At 72.5% G+C, this 20757-nt stretch carries 20 protein-coding genes; 13 read left to right on the top strand and 7 right to left on the bottom strand.

The genetic code is table 11. From position 1 onward, the window contains the following. The 7 genes from narI to moaC are packed head-to-tail and all read left to right on the top strand — an operon-like array spanning nt 1 to nt 6316. On the top strand, nt 1–756 hold the full coding sequence (gene narI / locus KDB89_RS11095) for a respiratory nitrate reductase subunit gamma (protein ID WP_219080997.1): 756 nt from the start codon (nt 1–3) through the stop codon (nt 754–756). Next, nucleotides 753–2111, top strand: a complete 1359-nt coding sequence (locus KDB89_RS11090; RefSeq protein WP_255555889.1) for an MFS transporter — start codon at nt 753–755, stop codon at nt 2109–2111. The genes narI and KDB89_RS11090 overlap by 4 nt, the downstream gene beginning before the upstream one ends. Beyond that, nucleotides 2108–3493 carry an MFS transporter gene (locus tag KDB89_RS11085; RefSeq protein WP_255555888.1) on the top strand — a complete coding sequence of 462 codons (1386 nt, stop codon included), beginning with the start codon at nt 2108–2110 and terminating at the stop codon, nt 3491–3493. Before KDB89_RS11090 ends, KDB89_RS11085 begins: the two co-directional genes overlap by 4 nt. Beyond that, nucleotides 3490–3900, top strand: a complete 411-nt coding sequence (locus KDB89_RS11080) for a molybdenum cofactor biosynthesis protein MoaE (protein ID WP_219084295.1) — start codon at nt 3490–3492, stop codon at nt 3898–3900. Before KDB89_RS11085 ends, KDB89_RS11080 begins: the two co-directional genes overlap by 4 nt. Then, the gene (locus KDB89_RS11075; RefSeq protein ID WP_219080995.1) at nt 3891–4640 is read left to right on the top strand and encodes a HesA/MoeB/ThiF family protein; all 750 of its coding nucleotides are present in this window, start codon (nt 3891–3893) and stop codon (nt 4638–4640) included. The genes KDB89_RS11080 and KDB89_RS11075 overlap by 10 nt, the downstream gene beginning before the upstream one ends. Beyond that, a complete protein-coding gene (locus KDB89_RS11070) occupies nt 4627–5841 on the top strand; it encodes a molybdopterin molybdotransferase MoeA (RefSeq protein WP_219080993.1) in 1215 nt (404 codons plus the stop codon). The genes KDB89_RS11075 and KDB89_RS11070 overlap by 14 nt, the downstream gene beginning before the upstream one ends. 4 nt (nt 5842–5845) lie before the next feature. Then, nucleotides 5846–6316, top strand: coding sequence for a cyclic pyranopterin monophosphate synthase MoaC (gene moaC / locus KDB89_RS11065; RefSeq protein WP_219080991.1), 471 nt, complete (start codon nt 5846–5848; stop codon nt 6314–6316). A 7-nt stretch (nt 6317–6323) separates the two neighbouring features. Here the strand turns inward: moaC and KDB89_RS11060 are convergent, their stop codons facing one another. Further along, nucleotides 6324–6836, bottom strand: coding sequence for a MogA/MoaB family molybdenum cofactor biosynthesis protein (locus tag KDB89_RS11060; protein WP_219080989.1), 513 nt, complete (start codon nt 6834–6836; stop codon nt 6324–6326). A 67-nt stretch (nt 6837–6903) separates the two neighbouring features. On the opposite strand from KDB89_RS11060, the gene KDB89_RS11055 reads away from it, so the two are divergent. From KDB89_RS11055 to mobA, 5 genes are read left to right on the top strand one after another with little or no spacing between them, the layout of a single operon-like run. Beyond that, entirely contained in the window at nt 6904–7311 is a 408-nt protein-coding gene (locus KDB89_RS11055) for a TOBE domain-containing protein (RefSeq protein ID WP_219080988.1), read from the top strand. Then, on the top strand, nt 7308–8048 hold the full coding sequence (gene modA / locus KDB89_RS11050; RefSeq protein ID WP_219080986.1) for a molybdate ABC transporter substrate-binding protein: 741 nt from the start codon (nt 7308–7310) through the stop codon (nt 8046–8048). The genes KDB89_RS11055 and modA overlap by 4 nt, the downstream gene beginning before the upstream one ends. Nucleotides 8049–8071: 23 nt before the next feature. After that, nucleotides 8072–8827 carry an ABC transporter permease gene (locus KDB89_RS11045; protein WP_255555887.1) on the top strand — a complete coding sequence of 252 codons (756 nt, stop codon included), beginning with the start codon at nt 8072–8074 and terminating at the stop codon, nt 8825–8827. Beyond that, entirely contained in the window at nt 8820–9872 is a 1053-nt protein-coding gene (locus KDB89_RS11040) for a sulfate/molybdate ABC transporter ATP-binding protein (RefSeq protein ID WP_219080982.1), read from the top strand. The genes KDB89_RS11045 and KDB89_RS11040 overlap by 8 nt, the downstream gene beginning before the upstream one ends. 59 nt (nt 9873–9931) lie before the next feature. Continuing rightward, nucleotides 9932–10525, top strand: coding sequence for a molybdenum cofactor guanylyltransferase (gene mobA / locus KDB89_RS11035; protein ID WP_219080980.1), 594 nt, complete (start codon nt 9932–9934; stop codon nt 10523–10525). 88 nt (nt 10526–10613) lie between these two features. Here mobA and KDB89_RS11030 read toward each other — a convergent pair whose 3' ends face one another. Together KDB89_RS11030 and KDB89_RS11025 are read right to left on the bottom strand one after the other, a co-directional pair. Then, nucleotides 10614–12230, bottom strand: a complete 1617-nt coding sequence (locus KDB89_RS11030) for a glycoside hydrolase family 13 protein (protein ID WP_219080978.1) — start codon at nt 12228–12230, stop codon at nt 10614–10616. Beyond that, nucleotides 12227–13210, bottom strand: a complete 984-nt coding sequence (locus KDB89_RS11025; protein ID WP_219080976.1) for a LacI family DNA-binding transcriptional regulator — start codon at nt 13208–13210, stop codon at nt 12227–12229. Before KDB89_RS11025 ends, KDB89_RS11030 begins: the two co-directional genes overlap by 4 nt. 191 nt (nt 13211–13401) lie before the next feature. Between KDB89_RS11025 and KDB89_RS11020 the strand changes: the two genes are divergently transcribed. Further along, nucleotides 13402–13998 (top strand): GNAT family N-acetyltransferase, encoded by a 597-nt coding sequence (locus KDB89_RS11020; protein ID WP_219080974.1) that lies wholly within the window; start codon nt 13402–13404, stop codon nt 13996–13998. A 134-nt stretch (nt 13999–14132) separates the two neighbouring features. Here the strand turns inward: KDB89_RS11020 and KDB89_RS11015 are convergent, their stop codons facing one another. From KDB89_RS11015 to KDB89_RS11000, 4 genes are read right to left on the bottom strand one after another with little or no spacing between them, the layout of a single operon-like run. Then, nucleotides 14133–14810, bottom strand: a complete 678-nt coding sequence (locus KDB89_RS11015; RefSeq protein ID WP_219080972.1) for an ABC transporter ATP-binding protein — start codon at nt 14808–14810, stop codon at nt 14133–14135. Beyond that, complete coding sequence (locus KDB89_RS11010; RefSeq protein ID WP_219080970.1) at nt 14807–15751, bottom strand: ABC transporter ATP-binding protein; 945 nt, start codon at nt 15749–15751, stop codon at nt 14807–14809. Before KDB89_RS11010 ends, KDB89_RS11015 begins: the two co-directional genes overlap by 4 nt. After that, on the bottom strand, nt 15732–18329 hold the full coding sequence (locus tag KDB89_RS11005) for an FtsX-like permease family protein (RefSeq protein ID WP_219080968.1): 2598 nt from the start codon (nt 18327–18329) through the stop codon (nt 15732–15734). Before KDB89_RS11005 ends, KDB89_RS11010 begins: the two co-directional genes overlap by 20 nt. Next, nucleotides 18326–20746: an FtsX-like permease family protein gene (locus KDB89_RS11000; RefSeq protein ID WP_219080966.1), complete on the bottom strand. Its 2421-nt coding sequence runs from the start codon at nt 20744–20746 to the stop codon at nt 18326–18328. The genes KDB89_RS11005 and KDB89_RS11000 overlap by 4 nt, the downstream gene beginning before the upstream one ends. Nucleotides 20747–20757: the final 11 nt, after the last annotated feature.

Below are 20757 nucleotides of genomic sequence, written 5' to 3'. Positions count from 1 at the left end.
GTGTCGATCCTGCTGTGGGGCGTCCTGCCCTACCTCGCGCTGCTCAGCATCGTGGTCGGGCTGATCTGGCGCTACCGCTACGACCAGTTCGGCTGGACCACGCGCAGCTCCCAGCTGTACGAGTCCAGGATCCTGAAGATCGCATCTCCGCTGTTCCACTTCGCGCTGCTGGCGGTGTTCCTCGGCCACGTCGTCGGGCTACTGATCCCCAAGGCGTTCACCGACTGGATCGGGCTCTCTCAGCACGCCTATCATCTCGGCGCGTTCTACGGAGGATCCCTGGCCGGCGTCGCCCTCGTGGTCGGCCTCGGGCTGCTGATCTGGCGCCGACGCACCACCGGCGCGATCATGCGGGCCACCACCGTCAACGACAAGATCATGTATGTCGTGATGGCCGCGGTTATCGGGTTCGGCCTGTTCGCAACGCTGACCGGCGGCTCCTACGCCGACGGCTCGGAGCACAACTACCGTGAGACGGTCTCGGTGTGGTTCCGGTCCCTGCTGGTCCTGCAGCCCGATGTCGAGGCGATGGCGGCCTCCACCTGGCAGTTCCAGGTGCATGTGTTGATCGGGCTCGCGCTGATCGCGATGGTTCCGTTCACCCGCCTCGTGCACGCCTTCACCGCCCCCGTCCACTACCTGTTCAGGCCGTACATCGTCTACCGCAGCCGTGAGGCGCGTCCGCGTCGCTCCCAGACGACGCCCGGTCGCGGGTGGGAGCCGGTGGGCACCCGGGACAACGAGGACCGTCGATGAGCGCACTGATCGAGGTCCCCCCGGTGCACGAGACCGGCAAGGGGGCCTTCCGGGTCACGGCGATGTCCACCATCGCCTTCACGCTGATGTTCGCGGTCTGGCTGATGTTCGGGATCCTCGGCATCCCCATCCAGAAGGAGCTGGGCATCAGCGACGAGCAGCTGAGTTGGATCTCGGCCGTCGCGGTGCTCAACGGCTCTATGTGGCGTCTCCCCGCGGGCATCCTGGCCGATCGCATCGGCGGCCGTCGCGTCACCATCTTCATGCTCTTCGCCTGCGCGCTGCCCACCTACATGGTGTCGATGGCGCACAGCTACATGTGGCTGCTGGTGCTGGCCTTCCTGGTCGGCTTCGCGGGCAACCTGTTCTCCGTCGGCACCGCGTGGAACTCCGCATGGTTCGGCAAGGAGCGCCAGGGTCTCGCGCTCGGGATCTTCGGCGCGGGAAACGTCGGCGCATCGGTGACGAAGCTGATCGGCCCCGGCATCATCGCCGCCACCGCAGGCAGCACCTACGGGCTCGGCATCCAGGGCGGCTGGCGTCTCATCCCGGTGATCTACGCGGTGCTGCTGCTCATCACCGGCGTCGTCACCTGGCTTGTCGTCCCGAGGCAGGACCGGGCGCCAGGCAGGTCGAAGCCCCTCAAAGAGATGCTCGCACCGCTCAGCAACGTGCGGGTGTGGCGGTTCAGCCTGTACTACGTCGCCGTGTTCGGCGCCTACGTCGCACTGTCGGCCTGGCTGCCGAAGTACTACATGGACAACTTCGACGTCACGCTCGCCGCGGCCGGTCTACTGACGGCGACGTTCATCTTCCCGGCCTCGCTGCTGCGGCCCGTCGGCGGATGGCTCAGCGACCGCTTCGGTGCCCGCAGGATCATGTACGCCTCCTTCGGCGTGATGCTGCTCACCAGCGGCATCCTCATGATGCCCAACGGCTTCATCACCGTCATGCACCCCGACGGCTCGGCCAGCGACCACCTGCACTACACGATCGCGCTGCCGCTGTTCGTGCTGCTGGTGTTCCTGCTCGGCTGCGCCATGGGGCTCGGCAAGGCAGCGGTGTTCAAGCACATCCCTGAGTACTTCCCGGACAACGTCGGTTCGGTCGGCGGGCTCGTCGGCATGCTCGGCGGCCTCGGCGGCTTCTTCCTGCCGCCCCTGTTCGCCTACTCCAAGACCTGGTCGGGGTTCCCGTCCAGTACCTTCTTCTGCATCTTCATCCTCGTGGCCGTCTGCGCGGTATGGATGCACCTGACCATCGTCAAGATGCTGCACGAGAACGCGCCGGAGCTGGCCGGCAGCATCGAGATCCCCATGGAAATCGTCACTTCCGATAGCGAGGCCCGCCTGTGAGCACCACCGAAACCAAGGGCGACTGGCTCGTCGCCTGGGACCCGGAAGACGACAGCAAGTGGAACAGCAGGCTTGCCTGGAACACACTGATCGTCACCACATTCTCGCTGACCCTGTGCTTCGCGGTCTGGTACCTGCCGAGCGCGATCGTGCCGAAGCTCAATGCACTCGGCTTCGACTTCACCGCCCAGCAGCTGTACTGGATGGCGGCCATGCCCGGCCTCTCCGGTGGCCTGCTGCGCATCGTGTGGATGGTCCTGCCGCCCAAGATCGGCACGCGCAAGATGGTCGCTCTCACCACCATCCTGCTGCTGCTGCCCGCGGTGGGCTGGGGCTTCGAGGTCGCCAACCCCGACGTCCCGTATTGGCGGCTGATGGGTCTGGCCTTCCTCTCCGGCATCGGCGGCGGCGCCTTCTCCGGGTTCATGCCGTCGACATCGTACTTCTTCCCGCGCAGGATGTCGGGCACCGTGCTCGGCCTGCAGGCCGGCATCGGCAACTTCGGCGTCTCGCTGGTGCAGTTGCTCACCCCCTGGCTCATCGGGTTCGGCATGTTCAGCTTCCTGGGCTCGCAGACCCTTCACATCGTCGGCCGCAACCCGGTGGTCGTCTACTACCAGAACTCGGCGCTCGTCTACGTGCCGTTCCTCATCGCCGGGGCGATCTGGGCCTACATCGCGCTGAGGTCTGTGCCCGTCAAGGCGACGATCAAGCAGCAGTTCGACATCTTCGACAATCCCGACACCTGGCTCATGACGATCCTCTACATCATGACGTTCGGCACTTTCTCGGGCCTCTCGGCCCAGTTCGGCCTGCTCATGACGAACCTGTACGGGTCGGGGAACTCGGCGATCGTCGAGGGGGCGGGGGAGTCGGCGAGGTTGCTGGTGGAGGGCTACACGCTGCCTGACCCCGTCAAGTACGTCTTCCTCGGTCCGCTCGTAGGAGCCGGCGCGCGCGTGCTGTTCGCGCCGCTGACCGACCGGATGGGCGGCGCGATCTGGACGGTGGTCTCCGGCGTCGGGGTGCTGGCCTCGATCCTGTTCACGATCCCCGCGCTGACCCCCGACACATCCAGTGCCGACGCGCTCTCGGGCGGGTTCACCCACTTCCTGTGGGGCATGCTCCTGATCTTCCTGTTCTCGGGCATCGGCAACGCCTCGACCTTCAAGCAGATGCCGATGATCTTCGAGCGTCGCCAGGCCGGCGGCGTGATCGGCTGGACCGCCGCCATCGCGGCCTTCGGGCCCTTCCTCTTCGGCGTCGGCCTCACCCTCATGAGCCCCACGGCGTTCTACCTCATCGGCGCCGCGTGGGCAGTGATGTGCATCGTCATCGCCTGGTGGCGCTACGCCAGGAAGGGTGCGGCGAAGCCGAGCTGATGGCGTTCATCACCGATCACGACATCGACGGCGCGGCGCTGACGGACGCCGTATCAGATGAGAGGGCGGGGGCGGTCGTCACGTTCGCCGGCGTCGTGCGCAACCACGATCACGGCGTCGCCGTGACCGCGATCGACTACGTCGGCCACCCGTCGGCTGAGGAGATCATGGCGCGGCTCGTCGAGGAGTTCGCTGCCCGCGAGGGGGTGCACGCGCTGGCCGCCCAGCATCGCGTCGGCCACCTTGGCATCGGCGGCGTCGCGCTCTTCGTCGCCGTCGCCGCCTCCCACCGGGCGCAGGCCTTCGGCTGCGCCTCCGATTTCGTCGACCGCGTCAAGCAGGAGCTGCCCATCTGGAAGAAGCAGTTCCTGGCCGACGGCACCCACGAGTGGTCGCAATGCCCCTGACGGACCAGCAGCTGGAGCGCTACCGCCGCAACATCGACGTCGTCGGCATGGGGGAGAGGGGGCAGGAGCGACTCCTCGCCTCCTCCGTGGCCGTGGTCGGCGCCGGCGGCCTGGGGTCCGCTGCGCTTCCCTACCTCGCCGCGGCGGGGATAGGACGCATCGTCGTCGTGGATGGCGACGTCGTGGAGCTGGGGAACATGCAGCGGCAGGTCATGCACACCGAGCTCGGCCGCAACAAGGCCCACTCCGGCAGGCAGCGTCTGCTCGCCCTCAACCCTGACGTCACCGTCGAAGCCGTGCCGGAGTACCTCACCGCCGACCGTGCCCGCGACCTCTTCGCAGAGGCGGATCTCGTGCTCGACTGCACCGACTCCTTCGCCGCGAAGTTCCTCATCTCGGACGCTGCCGAGGCGGTCGGGGCCCCGCTGGTGTGGGCCTCGGCGGTCGGCATGCAGGGCCAGTGCTCGGTGTTCGGCCTGCCCGACCGGGCGGGCGACCGGCTCTACCTGCGCGACCTGATCCCGCAGGAACCCCGGGCCGGCGAGTACCCGCAGGCCACGGGCATCGGGGTACTGGGTGCCATGGTGGGCCAGATCGGCACGCTGCAGGCCACTGAGGCCATCAAGATCCTGGCCGGCTTCGGCCAGCCGCTCATCGGCCGCGTGGCCGTCCTCGATGCCGCCAGCTGGCGGTGGTCCGAGCTACCTCTGCGAAAGGGTGACGTGAGTGCTGAGCGTTGAGGGCTACGAGGCAGTGGTGGTCTCCCTGGCGGGGCTGCTGCCCGTCGATGAGGTGCCGCTGGCGCAGGCACGTCGCCTGGTGCTGGCCGCGGATCTGCCCGCACTGACGAGCGTGCCACCGTTCACCAACTCGGCGATGGACGGCTACGCCGTGCGGGCCGCCGACGTCGCCGCGCCTCCGGTCGCGCTGAGGGTCGTAGGTGACATCCCGGCGGGTGCGTCCAGCGCGCCGGGCGTTGGCGTCGGCGAGGCGGCCAGGATCATGACGGGTGCACCGGTTCCGCCGGGGGCCGACGCCGTCGTGCCGGTCGAGGCGACCGACCAGCTGCCGGGGGCTGCGCCGTTGCCCGCCGAGGTGACGATCCTCGAGGCGGTGGCGATCGGCCGTCACGTGCGCCGCGCGGGGGAGTCCGTGCGCGTCGGCCGGGTGGCGCTGGCGGCAGGCCAGACGATGACGCCGGGGGCCCTCGCGGTCGCGGCCTCCGTCGGCTATGCGACCGTGCCCGTGCGGCGCCGTCCGCGCGTCGCAGTGCTGGCCACCGGGTCGGAACTGGTGAGTCCGGGACAGCGGCTGGGTTTCGGCCAGATCCCCGATTCCAACTCCGTCCTCCTGGCCGGGCTGGCGGCCGAGTTCGGCGCCCACGTGGTGCTGGCACGCGCGGTCGGCGACGCCCCCGAGCAGTTCTCCGCAGCGCTCTCCGAGGCGCTCGCCGGCGCCGACGTCGTCGTCACCGCCGGCGGCGTCTCCGCCGGCGCCTTCGAGCCCGTCAGGCAGGCCGGCCTGGCGGGCGTCGACTTCGTCCGGGTCGCGATGCAACCAGGCAAGCCGCAGGCGTGCGGAGTCGTCGAGGCCCCCGACGGCGGCAGGGTCGCCCTGCTCGGCCTGCCCGGCAACCCCGTCAGCGTCTTCGTGTCCGCCTGGGTGTTCCTGCGTCCGCTGCTGGCGGCGATGCAGGGGCGCCGGTCCGACTGGCGAAGGGTCGAGGCGCGGGCGGCGAGGCCCTGGTCGTCGCCGGCGGGGCGGCGCCAGTACGTCCCGGTGACCCTTGCCGAGGACGGCACCTGCATTCCCTCGCATGCGCTCGGCTCCGGGTCCCACATCATCTCGGCCCTGCACAGCGCGGACGCCCTGGCCGTCGTCGGTGAGGGCGTCGAGCGCGTCGAGGTGGGCGATCGGGTCTCGGTCCACCTGGTTGGATAGCGTCATGGAGTTCACGCATCTGGATGCACGGGGCCACGCCCGCATGGTCGACGTCACGGGGAAGCCTCCGACGGTGCGGCAGGCCACCGCCGAGGCCCTCGTGGCCTGCTCTCCGGAGGTCGTCGACGCGCTGCGCACGGGCACGGTGCCGAAGGGCGATGTGCTGGCCGTGGCGAGGGTCGCGGGCATCGCGGCCGCCAAGAAGGTGCCGGAACTGCTGCCACTTGCGCACACCATCGGGGTGCACGGAGCCGTGGTGGACCTCGACATCGCCGACGAGGGGGTGTGGATCGTCGCGACCGTCCGCACCGCGGATCGCACCGGCGTCGAGATGGAGGCCCTCACCGCAGCGACGGTGGCCGCCCTGGCCGTGGTGGACATGGTCAAGGGCGTCGACCGCTCCGCGGAGATCCGCAGCGCTCGCATCACGGCGAAGTCCGGCGGCCGTTCGGGTGACTGGACCCGGCCCGAGTAGCCCCGGCTCAGCCGACGCTCGGTGGCCGGTGCAGGTCGTGGTCGGCCCCGTCGAGCTGCTCGACGATGTGGACGAGCAGCGGCCCCAGCACGGCCAGCGCGTCCCTCGCCCCGCCCCGCGAACCGGGCGCGTTGTAGACGAAGACACGGTGCGGCCCGTCGATGATGCCGGCGAGCCCCCGAGACAGATACGACAGTGGGGTCTTCGCGGCTCCCGCGGCGCGCACCGCTTCCGCGATGCCTGGCACCTCGTATGCCAGCAACGGGCGGGTCGCCTCGACCGTGACATCGCGGGGCCCCACACCCGTGCCTCCCGTGGTCAGCACCACACGGGCGCCGCCGGCCACCGCATCCCGGATGCGGGCCGCGATGAGGTCCCTCTCATCAGGAACCACCACGGCGTCGGCCACCTCGAACCCGAGGGCGGCGAGACCCTCACGCAGCACCGGCCCGGAGCGGTCCTCGTAGGCCTCCGCCGAGGCTCGGTCGGAACAGGTGATCACGGCGGCGCGGAAGCTCATGTGGTTCATCCTAAGCACTTGTGTGAACTTCCGGCGGAACCTCAGATGCGTCAATAACATGTCATCCATGAAGCAGATACGGATCGCCACAGCGGCCAACCTCCTGGGTGTCAGCGACGACACCATCCGCCGGTGGATCGACAGGGGAAGGCTCGCCTCCACCGTTGATGACGCGGGTCGGCACTGCGTGGACGGAGCTGATCTTGCTGCCCTGGCGCAGGAACTCGCCGACGACGCGCTGCTCGCGCTCGACGACGGCGCGGGCCACCGCTCCGCACGCAATCACCTCACAGGCCTCGTCACGCGTGTCGTCTCCGACGCGGTGATGAGCCAGGTCGAGATCCAGTGCGGCCGCTACCGCGTGGTGTCACTGATCTCGACGGAGGCCGTGCGTGAGCTGGGACTCGAGGCCGGGTCGATCGCCACCGCGGTCATCAAGGCCACGTCCGTCGGCCTCGAAGGGGCGAGGGCATGAGGCGCGCCGCCGCCGTCTTCCTGGTGGCCACCGCCCTGGCCGTCAGCGCGTGCGGCTCGCCCGCCGCGGAGACCACGACGTCGGCCGTGTCGTCCGACCAGGCGGTCGTCTTCGCGGCTGCCTCCCTGAGCACGGTCTTCCCCGAGATCGCTGAAGCCAGCTACTCGTTCGACGGATCCTCCGGCCTGCTCGACCAGCTGTCCGGCGGGGCCCCCGCCGACGTCTTCGCCTCGGCAGACAAGGCCAACATGGACAAGGCGGTCGAGGCCGGCCTCGTCGACGGCGCCCCTGTCCAGTTCGCCACGAACCACCTCGTACTCGTCACCCCCGTCGACAACCCGGCGGGAATCACGGGCCTCGACTCGACGCTCGATGACGCCAAGCTCGTGATCTGCGCGCCGGAGGTGCCCTGCGGCGCCGCCAGCCTCAGGCTGGCCGAGGCGCTCGGCGTCGAGCTGACACCCGTCTCTGAGGAGTCGAAGGTCACCGACGTGCTCGGCAAGGTCACCTCCGGAGAGGCTGATGCGGGGCTCGTCTACGCCACGGACGCGATCACGGCCGGGGACGCGGTCGAGACGATGGAGGTGCCGGGGGCGGAGGAGGATCCCAACACCTACTGGATCGCCCGCGTGACCGAGGCGCCTCATCCGGAGGCCGCCGATGCCTTCATCGCGACGGTGACGGGCGAGTCCGGGCAGGCCGTGCTGGGGAGTGCGGGGTTCGGGCCGGCGCAGTGACTCCCTATCCGAGGTGGGCGTGGGTGCCGTTCGTCGGCGCGCTGGCCCTGCTGGTTCTTCCGCTCGCCGGGCTGATCGCGAGAGTGCCCTTTGACAGGCTGACCTCGCTGCTGGCATCCGAGCGGGCCATCGATGCGCTGCGGCTGAGCCTGTCGACGTGCCTCGTCTCGACGTTGCTGGTGCTCGTGCTCGGCGTGCCGACCTCGGTCATCCTCGCCAGGTCGCACGGGCGTTGGACCGCGTTCGCGCGCACGCTGGTGACCATCCCCATGGTTCTGCCTCCCGTGGTGGCCGGCCTTGCGCTGCTCGTCACCTTCGGGCGTCGCGGCCTGGTTGGCGCGTGGCTGTCGAGCATGGGTGTCGAGATCGGTTTCACCACCGTCGCGGTGGTGTTGGCGCAGACCTTCGTCGCGCTGCCCTTCCTCGTCGTGTCCCTCGAGGGGGCGCTGCGCTCGTCAGGCGGCAGATACGAGTCCGTCGCGGCGAACCTCGGGGCCGCGCCCGGGCGGGTCTTCTGGAGGATCACGGTCCCGATCGCGGCACCCGCCATCGCCTCGGGCACCGCTCTCGCGTTCGCCCGCGCGCTGGGGGAGTTCGGCGCCACGCTGACATTCGCCGGCTCTCTGCAGGGCACCACCCGGACCCTGCCGCTGGAGATCTATCTGCTGCGCGAGTCCGACGCCGACCTGGCGCTCGCGCTCTCGCTCGTCCTGATCCTGCTCGCGGTCGTCGTCGTGCTGCTCGCGACCAGGCTGAACGCATGGGGGCGCCATGGATGAGTTCCTCCGGCTGGACGCGGCCGTCCCCGCCCGAGGTGTCGAGTTGAGCCTCCACGTCGCCGCCGGTGAGAGGGTGGCCGTCGTCGGGCCGAACGGTGCGGGGAAGTCGACGCTGCTGCAGCTGATCGCCGGTGCGCTACGTCCCAGCACGGGGACGGTGAGCCTCCGCGGGCGCAGTCTGTCGGGGCCCGACACGCACCTGCCGCCGCACCGCAGGCGCTTCGCCTACATCGAGCAGCGGGCCTGGCTGTTCCCGCACCTGAGCGTGCTCGACAACGTCGCGTTCGGGCCGCGAGCCAGGGGACTCGGCAAGGTCGCGGCCCGGGACCGGGCTGCGGAGGAGTTGGATGCGGTCGGCTGTCTCGAGTTGGCCGAACGCCGCCCGCAGAGCCTGTCCGGCGGCCAGGCCCAGCGGGTGTCGATCGCGCGGGGTATGGCGATCGACCCCGAGATCGTGCTGCTCGATGAGCCGTTCGCCGCCCTCGACGTGTCGGTGACCCCCGCGGTGCGGAGCATGGTGCACAGCCGGCTGGCGGGTCGCACCTCTCTGCTGGTCACGCACGATCCGCTCGACGTGGTGACGCTCGCGGACCGGCTCATCGTGATCGAGCAGGGACGGGTGGCGGCGGACGGTCTGATTGACCTCCTGTCAGCCGCGCCGTCCACCCGGTTCCTGGCACGCTTCATCGGCGTCAACCTCCTGCACGGCGAGGCCGTCGCCCCCGATGCCATCTCGCTCGGCGGGCAGCACCTGCGCGGGCTCGGCGATCCCCTCGAGGTGGGGCGGAGCGCTCGGGCGACCTTCTCGCCGGCGGCCGTCGCGATCCACAGCGAGGCGCCGGGCGGCAGCCCCCGCAACGCACTGAGGTCGCGGGTCACGTCGCTCGAGTCGCGCGGAGCGGTCGTGGTGGTGAGCCTGGTGGTTGCCGGGCAGCATCTGCACGCTGAACTGACGCCTTCGGCGGTCGCGGAGCTGGGGCTCTCGCCGGGCGATTGGGTCCACGCCGTGATCAAGGCGACTCAGGTGGCCGTGCATCAGTCGTGACCCGGCCTTCTGCCGTGAACGGAGTCGTACGATGAGGCCAACTGGGGGAGGAGAAGGACATGGAGGCGCGCACTGCAACGGTGATTCTGGCCGGCGGCCGATCGACGCGGATGCCCGGCGACAAGCTGGCGCTCGTGATCGACGGGCGCACCCTGCTCGAGCGCGCGGTGGCCGCGGCCTCCTCCGTGTCCGACACCGTCGTGGTGGCCGGGCCACGACCGCACTGGTGGCCCGACGACAGCGCGGGCGTCACGTTCGTGGTCGAGGATCCGCCGTTCGGAGGCCCCGTCGCGGGGGTCGCGGCCGCGCTGCCGCGGCTGGGGGACGTCCACGACGTGTTACTGCTGGCCGGTGATCTGGCCGACCCCGCCTCCGTCGTCCGCCTCCTGTGCGACGCCGAGCTCGCGCACGACGGCGTGGTCCTCGAGGACGTCGACGGCATGGCCCAGCCGCTCGCCGGTCGCTACCGGCTTGCCGCGCTGCGGGCCGCCGTCGAGCGGCTGGGCCACGTCCGCAACGTCGAGGTCCGCGCGCTGATGCGGTCGCTGTCCCTGACGAGGCTGCCGGCCCCGGAGCCTGTTACGCGCAACGTGGACACGCCTGCCGCCGCGCATGCCGTGCGCGCGATCCTGCCGCGTGCCTCGACCCCCTGAGGTGCGCGGCGTGCGGGTTGCTCCCCTCGCTGCGCTCGGGGCACCTCGACAGGCTCGGCGAACCGGGCTCGGGGAGCCGGCGGGCTTGTCAGGCGCGCTTCAGCCAGACGGTGACGTCGGTCGGGAGCTCGCCGTCGACGTCCGCGCTCGCCAGCAGCACGGTCCAGCCCTCGGGCAGCGGCTGCGGGTCCCCCAGCACGTTGGTCAGCACGCGCACGTCGCCGTTGTCGAAGCCGACGATGTGTTCGCCGGCGTCGAGCCAGGTCAGCTCGCCGCGTCCCAGCCCGAGCTCGCGGCGCAGCGCCAGCGCGTCGCGGTACAGCGTCCAGGTTGACCCGGCCACCCCGACCTGGCGGTCGGCGGCCAGCTCGGCGAACGAGTCGGGCTGCGGCAGCCAGGACTCGCCGGTGGGGGAGAAGCCGTAGGCCGGGGCGTCGGCGAGCCACGGCAGCGGCACGCGGCAGCCGTCGCGCCCGACGCGCGTGTGGCCGGATCGGGTCCACGTCGGGTCCTGGCGGACGTCGTCGGGGAGCGTGGTGTGGTCGGGCAGGCCGAGCTCCTCGCCCTGGTACAGGTAGGCCGATCCGGGCAGCGCGAGCATCATGAGCGTCGCGGCGCGGCCGCGGCGCAGGCCGATCACGTTGTCGGGCTGCTCGTCGCGCAGTCCGAGACCCTCGTGGCTGGAGCCGGGCACCGTCAGGCCGAGCCGGCTGACGTGCCGGACGACGTCGTGGTTGCTGAGCACCCAGGTCGTCGGCGCGCCGACGGACTCGTTGGCGGCCATGGTCGACGCGATGACCTTGCGGTACGCGTCGGCGTCCCACAGGCAGTCGAGGAACTCGAAGTTGAACGCCGTGTGCATCTCGTCGGGGCGCAGGTACAGCTTGAGGCGCTCGGGGTCCTCGACCCAGGCCTCGGCCACCAGCGAGCGGTCGCCGTCGTAGCCGTCGAGCACCGCGCGCCAGCGGCGGTAGATCTCGTGCACGCCGTCCTGGTCCCACTGGGGGCCGGTCTGGAAGCCGAGGTCGGAGTCCGTGGAGACCTGGTCCGGCAGCCCCTCGGCCTTGGCCAGCCCGTGCGCGACGTCGACGCGGAACCCGTCGACGCCCTTGTCAAGCCAGAATCGCAGGGTGTCGTCGAACAGCTCGCGGACGGGCTCGTGCTCCCAGTTCCAGTCGGGCTGCTCGGGGTCGAACAGGTGCAGGTACCACTGCTCGGGCGTTCCGTCGGCGGCGGTCAGGCGCGTCCAGGAGCGCCCGCCGAACACCGCGGTCCAGTTGTTGGGCGGCAGTTCGCCGTCGTCGCCCAGCCCGTCGCGGAACAGGTAGTTCTCCCGCTCCGGCGAACCCGGGCCCGCGGCCAGCGCGGCCTGGAACCGGCGGTGCTCGCTGGAGGAGTGGTTCGGGACCAGGTCGACGATGATCCTGAGGCCCCGCGCGTGGGCCTCGGCGATCAGCTCGTCGGCGTCGGCGAGGTTGCCGAACATGGGGTCGATGTCGCAGTAGTCGGCCACGTCGTAGCCCGCGTCCGCCATGGGCGAGGTGTAGAACGGCGAGAGCCACACCGCGTCAACGCCCAGGTCGCGCAGGTAGTCGAGCTTCGAGATCACGCCCTTCAGATCGCCATAGCCGTCGCCCGAGGCGTCGGCGAAGGAGCGGGGGTAGATCTGGTAGATGACGGCGTCGCGCCACCACTGGTGAATCATGCGGCAGGTCCTGTCGATTGGCGGATGATGAGGTCGGGGTGGAAGAGCATCTCGGTGGACTCGGCAGGCGGCCGTTCCAGCGCGCTGAGCAGCGCGTCGACCGCGGCCCGGCACAGCGCCGCGACGGGCTGCCGCACCGTGGTGAGGGCGGGGGCGGTGAACGGCATCAGCGCGGAGTCGTCGAAACCGACGACGGAGACGTCGCCGGGGATGTCGAGGCCCCGGGAGCGGGCCTCGCGCATCGCGCCGAGCGCCATGACGTCGGAGCCGCACACGATGGCGGTGTGGCCGGCGTCGAGCAGGCGGGCGGCGGCGCTCTGGCCGCCCTCGCCGGTGAAGAAGGTGCTGACGACGCTCGACTCGTCGAAGCCGAGGTCGAGGAAGGCCTTGACCTTGCGCTGGGTGGGCTGGAAGCGGCGTTGGCCGACGGCCAGCCCGATGCGCGTGTGGCCGAGGCTCCGGAGGTGGGCGACGGACTGCGCGACGGAGGCCGCGTCGTCGGTCGAGAGGAACGAGCCGGTCACCTCGGGGTGCCAGGCGTTGATGGAGACGAGCTGGATGCCGGCGCGGTTGAGGCCGAGGTAGCGCTCGGGCGAGCTGAGCTCGTCGGCCAGCGTCCCGGAGACGGAGATCACGCCAGGCACGTCGAGCCCGCCGAGCACGTCGGGCATCTGTTCCTCCGCGGTGCGCGAGGGGCCGATGACGAGCAGCAGCATCACGCGGCCGGCCGCGGACAGCAGCAGCGACAGCTCGTTGGCGAAGGCGGCGAAGGTCGGGTTGCCGAGTTCGGGGATCAGGACGGCGACGTGGCGGTCGCGGGCGGCCGACGGCTGCCCCGTCGGGATGCCGAGCCGCCCGGCGGCGACGAGCACCTGGTTCCTGGTGGCCTGCGCGACGCCCGGTCGGTCGTTCAGGACGCGCGACACGGTGGCGGTCGAGACCCCCGCGGCGGCGGCGATGTCGGCCAGTCTGGCGATCATGGGGCTCCTTCCGCTCGTCGGTCCCGCCATCCTGGCAGAGCCTTGCATCGGCTGCAAACGCTGCAAGATTCTTGCAGTCCGGGCGCCTGCGAGCCGCGATGAGCACGACACACTTGTCGTCGCGCGAAACGGCCGGAATCGGGGCAGAATCGACGACGAGCAGGAGGATCTGCTCAAACCAAGGAGACGGCATGCAGCAACTCAGGCGCTTCAGACCCGGCGACGAGGACGGCATCTCGCGGGTGTGCCTCCTGACGGCGCGCTTCGGCGGCGACGCGACGGGCATGCTGAGCGACGACCGACTCTGGGGCGACGTGTTCGCCCTGCCGTACCCCGCCCGCGACCCCGGCCTGACGTTCGTCGTCGACGACGGCGACGGGACCGTGGTCGGCTACGTGCTCGGCACCGACGACACCTCAGCCTTCGAGGCCTGGTTCCGCTACGTCTGGTGGCCGCCGCGTGCCCCGTCGGCGGAGGGGAAGGATCGCGTCGAGGCTGGGCTGATCGGCTTCGCCGACACGCTCGGCGCAGAGCCCCTCCCGTTCCTGGCCGAGTACCCCGCGCACGTCCACATCGACCTGCTGCCCGCGGCGCAGGGCGGCGGCTGGGGTCGTCGGCTGATGGAGCGCTACGTCGACGAGTTGCGGGCGCGCGGCGTCCCCGGCGTCCACCTGGGGGCATCGTCGGACAACACGAACGCCGTCGCGTTCTACCGTCACCTCGGCTGGACGGAACTCGTCGCGCCCGACGAGGCCGGCACGACGTTCTTCGGGCTCCGGCTGGCCTGAGAATGAGCAGATCCTCCTGCTCATCGCGAGATTTCGCCCGATAACGGCCGTTTTCAGCGATGACAAGTGTGTCGTGCTCATCGCGACCCAGGGGAGCGGGGCCGGGGCGGGGTCAGTCGCGGGCTCGGGCGGGGTCAGAGGCGGGCACCGTCGAGGAGGCGGACGACGTGGTCGGCGCGTGCGACGAGAGCCGGGTCGTGCGTGGAGACGACCGCGGCGAGGCCGCGCTCGTGAGACAGCTCCACGATCAGGTCCATGATCGTGGCGGCGGTGTCCGAGTCGAGCTGGCCGGTCGGCTCGTCGGCGATCAGGATGTCCGGCCCCGCGACGACCGCGCGCGCGATGCCGACCCGCTGCTGCTGTCCGCCCGAGAGCTCGTGCGGGCGCTGGTGCGCGTGCCGCGCCAGGCCGACGCGCTCCAGCGCCTCCGCGACGCGCCGTGACCGCTCCTTCGGCTCCACCTGCGCGAGCCGGAGCGGCACCTCGACGTTCTCCGCGGCCGACAGCACCGGGATCAGCCCGAACGTCTGGAAGACATAGCCGATCCGCCGCCTCCTGACCGCCAGCACCTCGGCCTCGGGCAACTCCGACAGCACCCGGGTGTCGTCCAGCAGCACCCGCCCCGACGTCGGCCGGTCCAGCCCGCCGAGCAGGTTCAGCAGCGTCGTCTTGCCCGACCCCGACGGCCCCGTGACCGCCGTCAGCCGACCAGCCGCCACCTCCAGGGACACGCCCGTGAGTGCGTGCACGAGCGTCTCGCCCGAGCCGAAGTCGCGGGTCAGGTCGACGCCTGTCAGGCGAGACGTGGTCATGACTCCTCCTGTGTCCCGTGGCGGGGCGCCGGGGGCGTGGCCGGTTCGCCCGGCCAGACGCCGACGTGATCGCTCTCGCGGTGGATGCGGACCCTGTCGTGCAGCTGCAGCGCCGCCACGTGCTCCGCGGGGAGCTGCACGCGCCCCGTGCGGTCGATCACCGAGTACTCCTCGACGACCTCGCGGACGCCGTCGCCGTCGGCGACCGTGTGACGCAGCACCTCCGTGGACGTCCGGCCGTCGCGGATCTGCACCGTGCGGGCGACGTGCCCGCTGACCATCGGGTCGTGGGTCACGATCAGGACGGTGGTGTCCAACTCGGTCGCGGCCGCCCGCATGGCGTCGAGCACCTGGGCCGAGTGCACCTCGTCGAGCTCGCCGGTCGGCTCGTCGGCGAGCAGCACCGACGGGGCGTTCGCCAGCGCGGTGGCGATCGCGACCCGCTGCTGCTGGCCGCCCGACAGCGAGCCGGGCCGACGGTCGGCGCAGTCGGCCACGTCGAGGAGATCCAGCAGCAGCCCGGCGCGCTCCTCGCGACGACCGCGGCCCGCGATCACCATGGGCAGCGCGACGTTCTCGGCGGCGCTCAGGAAGGGCAGGAGGTTGCGGGAGGTCTGCTGGAATACGAAGCCGACGCTGTGCCGACGGAAGTCGACTCGCTGCCGGCGGCCCATCGCCGTCAGGTCCTCGCCCGCGACCCGCGCCCGGCCGCCGGTGGGGGTGTCGAGGCCCGACAGGATGTTCAGCAGCGTCGACTTGCCCGACCCGGAGGCCCCGACCAGCGCGACGACCTCGCCCGCCTCGACGGTGAGGTTCAGCCCCTGCAGCGCCTGCACCTCGATGCCCTCGGTGCGGTGGATCCGCACGAGGTCCTCGCACCAGATGTCCGGGCCGGCGTGCGTGCGCCGGGCGCGCGCCAGGTCATGCGTGCGTGGTGTCATCGTTCCTCCGGAGTTGGTCGGCGACGTCGACGCGGCCCGCGCGCCACGCCTGGATGAGGATGGAGAGGCCCGCCGCGGCGAGCAGCCCGGCGAGCACGGCGCCGAGCCCGAGCGGGTCGACGTGGAGCGACGGCGCGGCCGTCGAACCCGTCAGCGAGGCGAGGTCGACGCTGCGCACCAGCAGGGCGGCGATGGCCAGCCCCGCGGCCGCGCCCACGAGGAGCGCCACCGCGACGATCGGCGCCAGCTCCCACGCCGTGAGCTGCCTGAGCTGCGCCGGCCCGAGCCCCAGGGTCCTGAGAATCGCGCCCAGCGAGCGCCGCTCCTGCGCCGCGAGCGCCTGCGACGAGGCCGTGGCCAGCAGCAGGAGCCCGACGGTGCCGAGGGCCAGGATGCCGAAGATGCGGGTCAGCCCCGTCAGGGTCGGGCTCGAGCGCAGCGCGTCGAGCTCGGCGGCGGCCGTCTGCACCTTCGCGGTCGGCATGAGGCCAGCCACCCCGTCGGCCACTGCGACCGGGTCCGCGCCGTCGTCGAGCGCGAGCAGCGCCAGGGTCGACGCCACGTCGCCTCCGCCGGGCCACCGGTCGACGTCGGCCAGCGCCCACGCCGAGCCGGTCAGCACGCCGGGCAGGTCGTCGGCGCTGCGCACGACGGTGACCGCCCCGAGCGCGCCGAGCGTGCCGGAACCGGTGCCCCCGGCCCCGCCCGTCACGATCCGGGCGTCCCCGCCGTCGTCGAACAGCTCCGCGGGGACCGCGTCGCCGCCCGCCGCGGCCGCGTAGACCACCGGCAGCGAGTCGTCGGCCAGCCAGACGCGCACCAGCGTCGAGTCGTCGCCCTGGCGGAGCGTCTCGTTCGACGAGGCGAGGCGCAGGCGCGTCACCGCGGCGACGCCGTCGATCCCGGCCAGCTGCCCGGCCAGCTCGTCGGTGACGGGCGGCCCGCTGACGCGCACGTCGCCGCCGACGTCGCTCCACGCGGAGCGGTCGACCTCGGCCGAGACCGTGCCGAGCAGCAGCGACGATGTGACGGCCATGGTGGTGCCCAGCACGACCGCGGCCACCGGGACCGCGCCGCCCGCGGGGGAGCGCAGCGCCCGGGCCGCGCCCAGGAAGCCGACCAGCCCGCGACGTGGGCGCAGCGCCGTCTGCAGCGCGCGCAGGGGGAGCGGGTAGAGCCGGAGGACGGCCAGCACCACGGCGACGGCGAGCAGCAGGGGAGAGGTGATGACGAGCACGCCTCCGGTCGGGCCGGAGGCCAGCTGCCAGGCCGAGACGCCCGCGGCCAGCAGCACGAGCACCTCGGCGACGACCCGCCACCTGGCCGCCGCGCGGCCCCGGGATCCGGGGACAGCGGTCAGCGACGCGGTCAGCAGCCCGGCGGGCACCAGGGCCACCAGCAGCGTCCAGAACCACGCGACCCAGCCGTCGGCTCCCGGCGAGAGGGCGGCGGCCGCCAGGTGCCCCAGTGCGGCCGACGGCACACCCACCGCGAGCCCCTCGACGAGAGCCAGGCTGCGCTGCTGGCGCCGCGACAGGCCGCGCGCGGCGGTCAGGGCAGACGTCCGGCGGCGCCGCTCGGCGACCAGCCGCGCGGCGAGCAGGACGAGGGCCGCCCCGACGCCGAGCGGGCCCGCGGCGCTGACCCACACCAGGGTCCGCGTGGTGACCTGCTGCGCCGACACCGAGGTCAGGACCGGACCGAGCTCGGTGGCCAGCCGGACGGTCGTCGCGCCGTCGGGCGAGACGCTCCACGACGGCGCCGTCAGCCCCGTGACCTGCGCGTTCAGGGCGTCGACGTCCACGCTCGACCCCCCGACCGCGGCCGGGTCGAGCCGGAACCACAGGGTGGTGCGGAACGGCGCCTGCAGGCGGCCCGTCGGATCCCCGCCGGCCAGCTCGTTCGGCAGGAACACGCCGACCTCGAGCTCGATGCCCCGGTTCGGGTCGCTCAGCTCGTTGTAGCGACGCCCGAGCTCGAGGTGCTCCCATCGCACGTCGGTCGCGTCGCGGGGGCGGAAGAGCCCGGTGACGAGGTAGTCGTTGCCGACGACGTCGCCGACCTCCCAGCCCATCCGCGTGGCCGCGTCGGCGAGGACCGCGACCTGCTGCGGCCCCTCGTCGTCGAGCGCGGGCCACGCCCCGTCGGTCAGCTCGGCATGCTCCGCGAGCGCGGGGTCGACCAGCAGGTGCCACGTGACGGTGTAGTAGCCGGAGGCCTGCGGCGGCACGCTGGAGGTGGTCGTGGCGTACTGGGCGACGAACTGCGCGGGCGCCAGCAGGGAGCGCAGCGGCTCCGGCTGCGCCTGCCGGATGGCCTCGGCGGCATCGGCGTTGTCGTCCCACGGGTCGTGCACCTGGCCGTCGAGCGGTGCCGGGACGCTCCAGGTACCCGACACGTCGCCGGCGATGGCAGACAACGAGCCCAGCCGCTGGGCCAGCTGCCGGTCGTCGAGGTCGGCGACCAGCCGGGGAACGGCGGTCACCAGTGCGGAGACGACGGCGACGGTGAACGCCAGCAGCAGCGTCGGCCACGGCCGGGCGGCCAGCTGGCGGCGCAGGAGCGTCCACAGCGTCATCGGACCTCCTCCCGGTACTGGGCGTCGCGGGCCTGGCCGAGCACGGCCGCGCCCGCCAGCGCGACGACCACCACGGTCGCGGCTGCGCCGGCCGCCAGCAGCGCGGCCAGCTGGGGCAGGTCCGCGACCAGCGCGACGGGGAGGTCGGCCCCGGTCGAGTGCGCCAGCGGGATGGTCACGAGCGAGGCGACGCCGAGGCCTCCCGCGACGCCGGCGGCGGCGGCCAGCGCCCCGACGACGGCCGACTCCCAGATCCTGGCAGCGGCCTGGGCCGTCGGGGTCATGCCGAGCGCCCGCAGCACGGCCACCTCGGGCCTGCGGGCGCGCAGCTGGGCGGCCGACGCCGCGGCAACACCGGCGGCGGCCAGCGCGACGGCACCGACGGCGGCGAGCCGCAGCGAGCCGGCGGTCAGCGCCGTCGGTCCGTCGGTCGACGCAGCGGCCGGTCGGGAGACGTCCGTGACCCCCTGCTCGGCGGCCAGCGCGGCCAGCTGGTCGTCCGTGCCGTCTCCGGCCCAGATCTCGGCCGGCCTGCCGAGCGTGCGGCCGTCGGAGGCGAGGGCGCGTTGCAGGGCCGCGGAGTCGACCAGCGCCCCGTCACCGATGCGCGGCAGCGTGTCGACGACCGCCGCGACCGTGGCGTCGAAGCGCGCCCCGAAGGCCCCGATGACCAGCGCGTCGCCGACCTCCAGCGAGGCATCCCCGGCGATGGACGTCGTCAGCGCGACGGGCACCGTGTCCGCCGCGGCGTCGCTGAGGTCGGGGGTCGTGGCGCCGCCGGGCAGGATGGCCACGCGAGCGAGCGAGTCGGTGGGGGCGGCGAGCATCGGGACCAGCAGGTTGCCGACCTGCCCGGCGTCGGCGAGCCACACGGGGGTCGGCGAGGCGAGCCCGGCCGCGGCGGGCAGCGGCACGTCGTCGGCGGAGGTCGACGAGAGGGTCGCCCTGACCGGCGCCCCGGCGGCCAGCGCGGCGACGTCACCCTCGTAGCGGGCCGCCGAGCCGGCGAACACGGCCGAGAACGTGGCGGTGGATGTCGCGAGCACCATCAGGACGACCGGCACCGCGTGCAGGCGCAGGGCGCGGGCGAGCTGCGCCCCCGCCAGCCACAGCGGCGTGCCGGCCCGGCGCGTGGCCAGCTCCAGCAGCCGCGTTACGGGGGCGAGCACCACGAGGGCGGCGACGCCGACGGCGGCGAGCAGCAACGCCGGGGACAGCGCGGCGACGGGGTCGCCGACCACGCCGGCGCCGATCACCTCCGCCAGGCGTCCGTGCCGGCGCAGCTGCCACGTCGTGAGCGCGGCCAGCGCGCACACCAGTGCCAGCGACGCGGCCCCGGCGACGGCGCGGAGCCGTCCGGAGTCGCGGCCGTCGCGGGGGCGCGAGGAGCGGATGGCCACGCCGCAGAGGGCGCCGGCCGAGAGCGCGAGGGACACCGCGACCCCCATGTTCACCTGGCCGACGAGAAGCGCACCGAGGGCCGTGCCGCAGACGGCGACGACGAGCGCCTCGGCCAGGCCGGCGGTGAGCACCTGCGGCCTGGCCGCGCCACGGGCGAACAACAGCCCCACCTCGGATTCGCGGGCGGCGGCCAGCAGGACGGCGACCTGCACCAGTCCGACGGCCGCCACGAGCAGCAGCACCGTCAGGGGGACGATGCGGAGGAACGCGGCGAGCTCGAGGTCGGTGTCCGCGGACGCCGCGGCCTCGGCCAGATCCCCGCCGACGGTGACGCCGCGGCCCGTGAGGTCCGCGGGCTCCGCCAGCTCGCGGGCCCGCCCGGCGCCGGCGGCCAGCGGGCCGAGCCCGGACGCCGTCGCGCCACCGGGCAGCAGGGTCCACTGGACGAAGGGGGAGTCGGTGGCCGCGACCACCTCGTCGGCGACGAGCAGCGGGGAACCGACGGCCTCCACCAGGCGCGCGTCCGTCAGCCGCCAGGTCCCCGTCACCGTCAGAGTCCGGCCCGCGACGCTGACCTCGTCGCCGATCTCGAGACCGAGCGCGTCGGCGGCCGAGTAGGGCACGGCCGCCTCATTCGCCGCGGCGGGCAGTGCGCCCTCGACGGCGACGGCGGAGTCGAACAGGGGGCCGGCGGCCAGCGTCACGCGCGACGAGCCGACGCGCTGCGGCTCGGTGTCGTAGCTGGTCAGCACCGTGACGGGGGTCGGCGCGAGGCCGTCGGCCAGGGCCTTCCTCGCCGTCTCGTCCTGTGACGTCGGGTCCGCGGCGAGCCGGGTGCGGACCGTCAGCGTCGAGTCGGCGACGGCGTCGGCGGCGGTCTCGTCGGCCAGGCTCGCCCAGTGCCCGAGCGACCCGACGACCAGCCCCGCGACGACCGCCACGAGCGCCAGCAGGACGACGAGCAGCGCGCGGGCGGCGGCCGCCCGACGCAGCGCAACACCTACCCAGCCGGTCATGTGCCCACATG

It is taken from the genome of Tessaracoccus palaemonis (assembly GCF_019316905.1).
In the GTDB taxonomy this organism is placed as follows: Bacteria; Actinomycetota; Actinomycetes; order Propionibacteriales; family Propionibacteriaceae; genus Arachnia; species Arachnia palaemonis.
The sequence above is the reverse complement of the archived record's forward strand: the minus strand, read 5'-3'. Positions and strand labels throughout refer to the sequence as shown.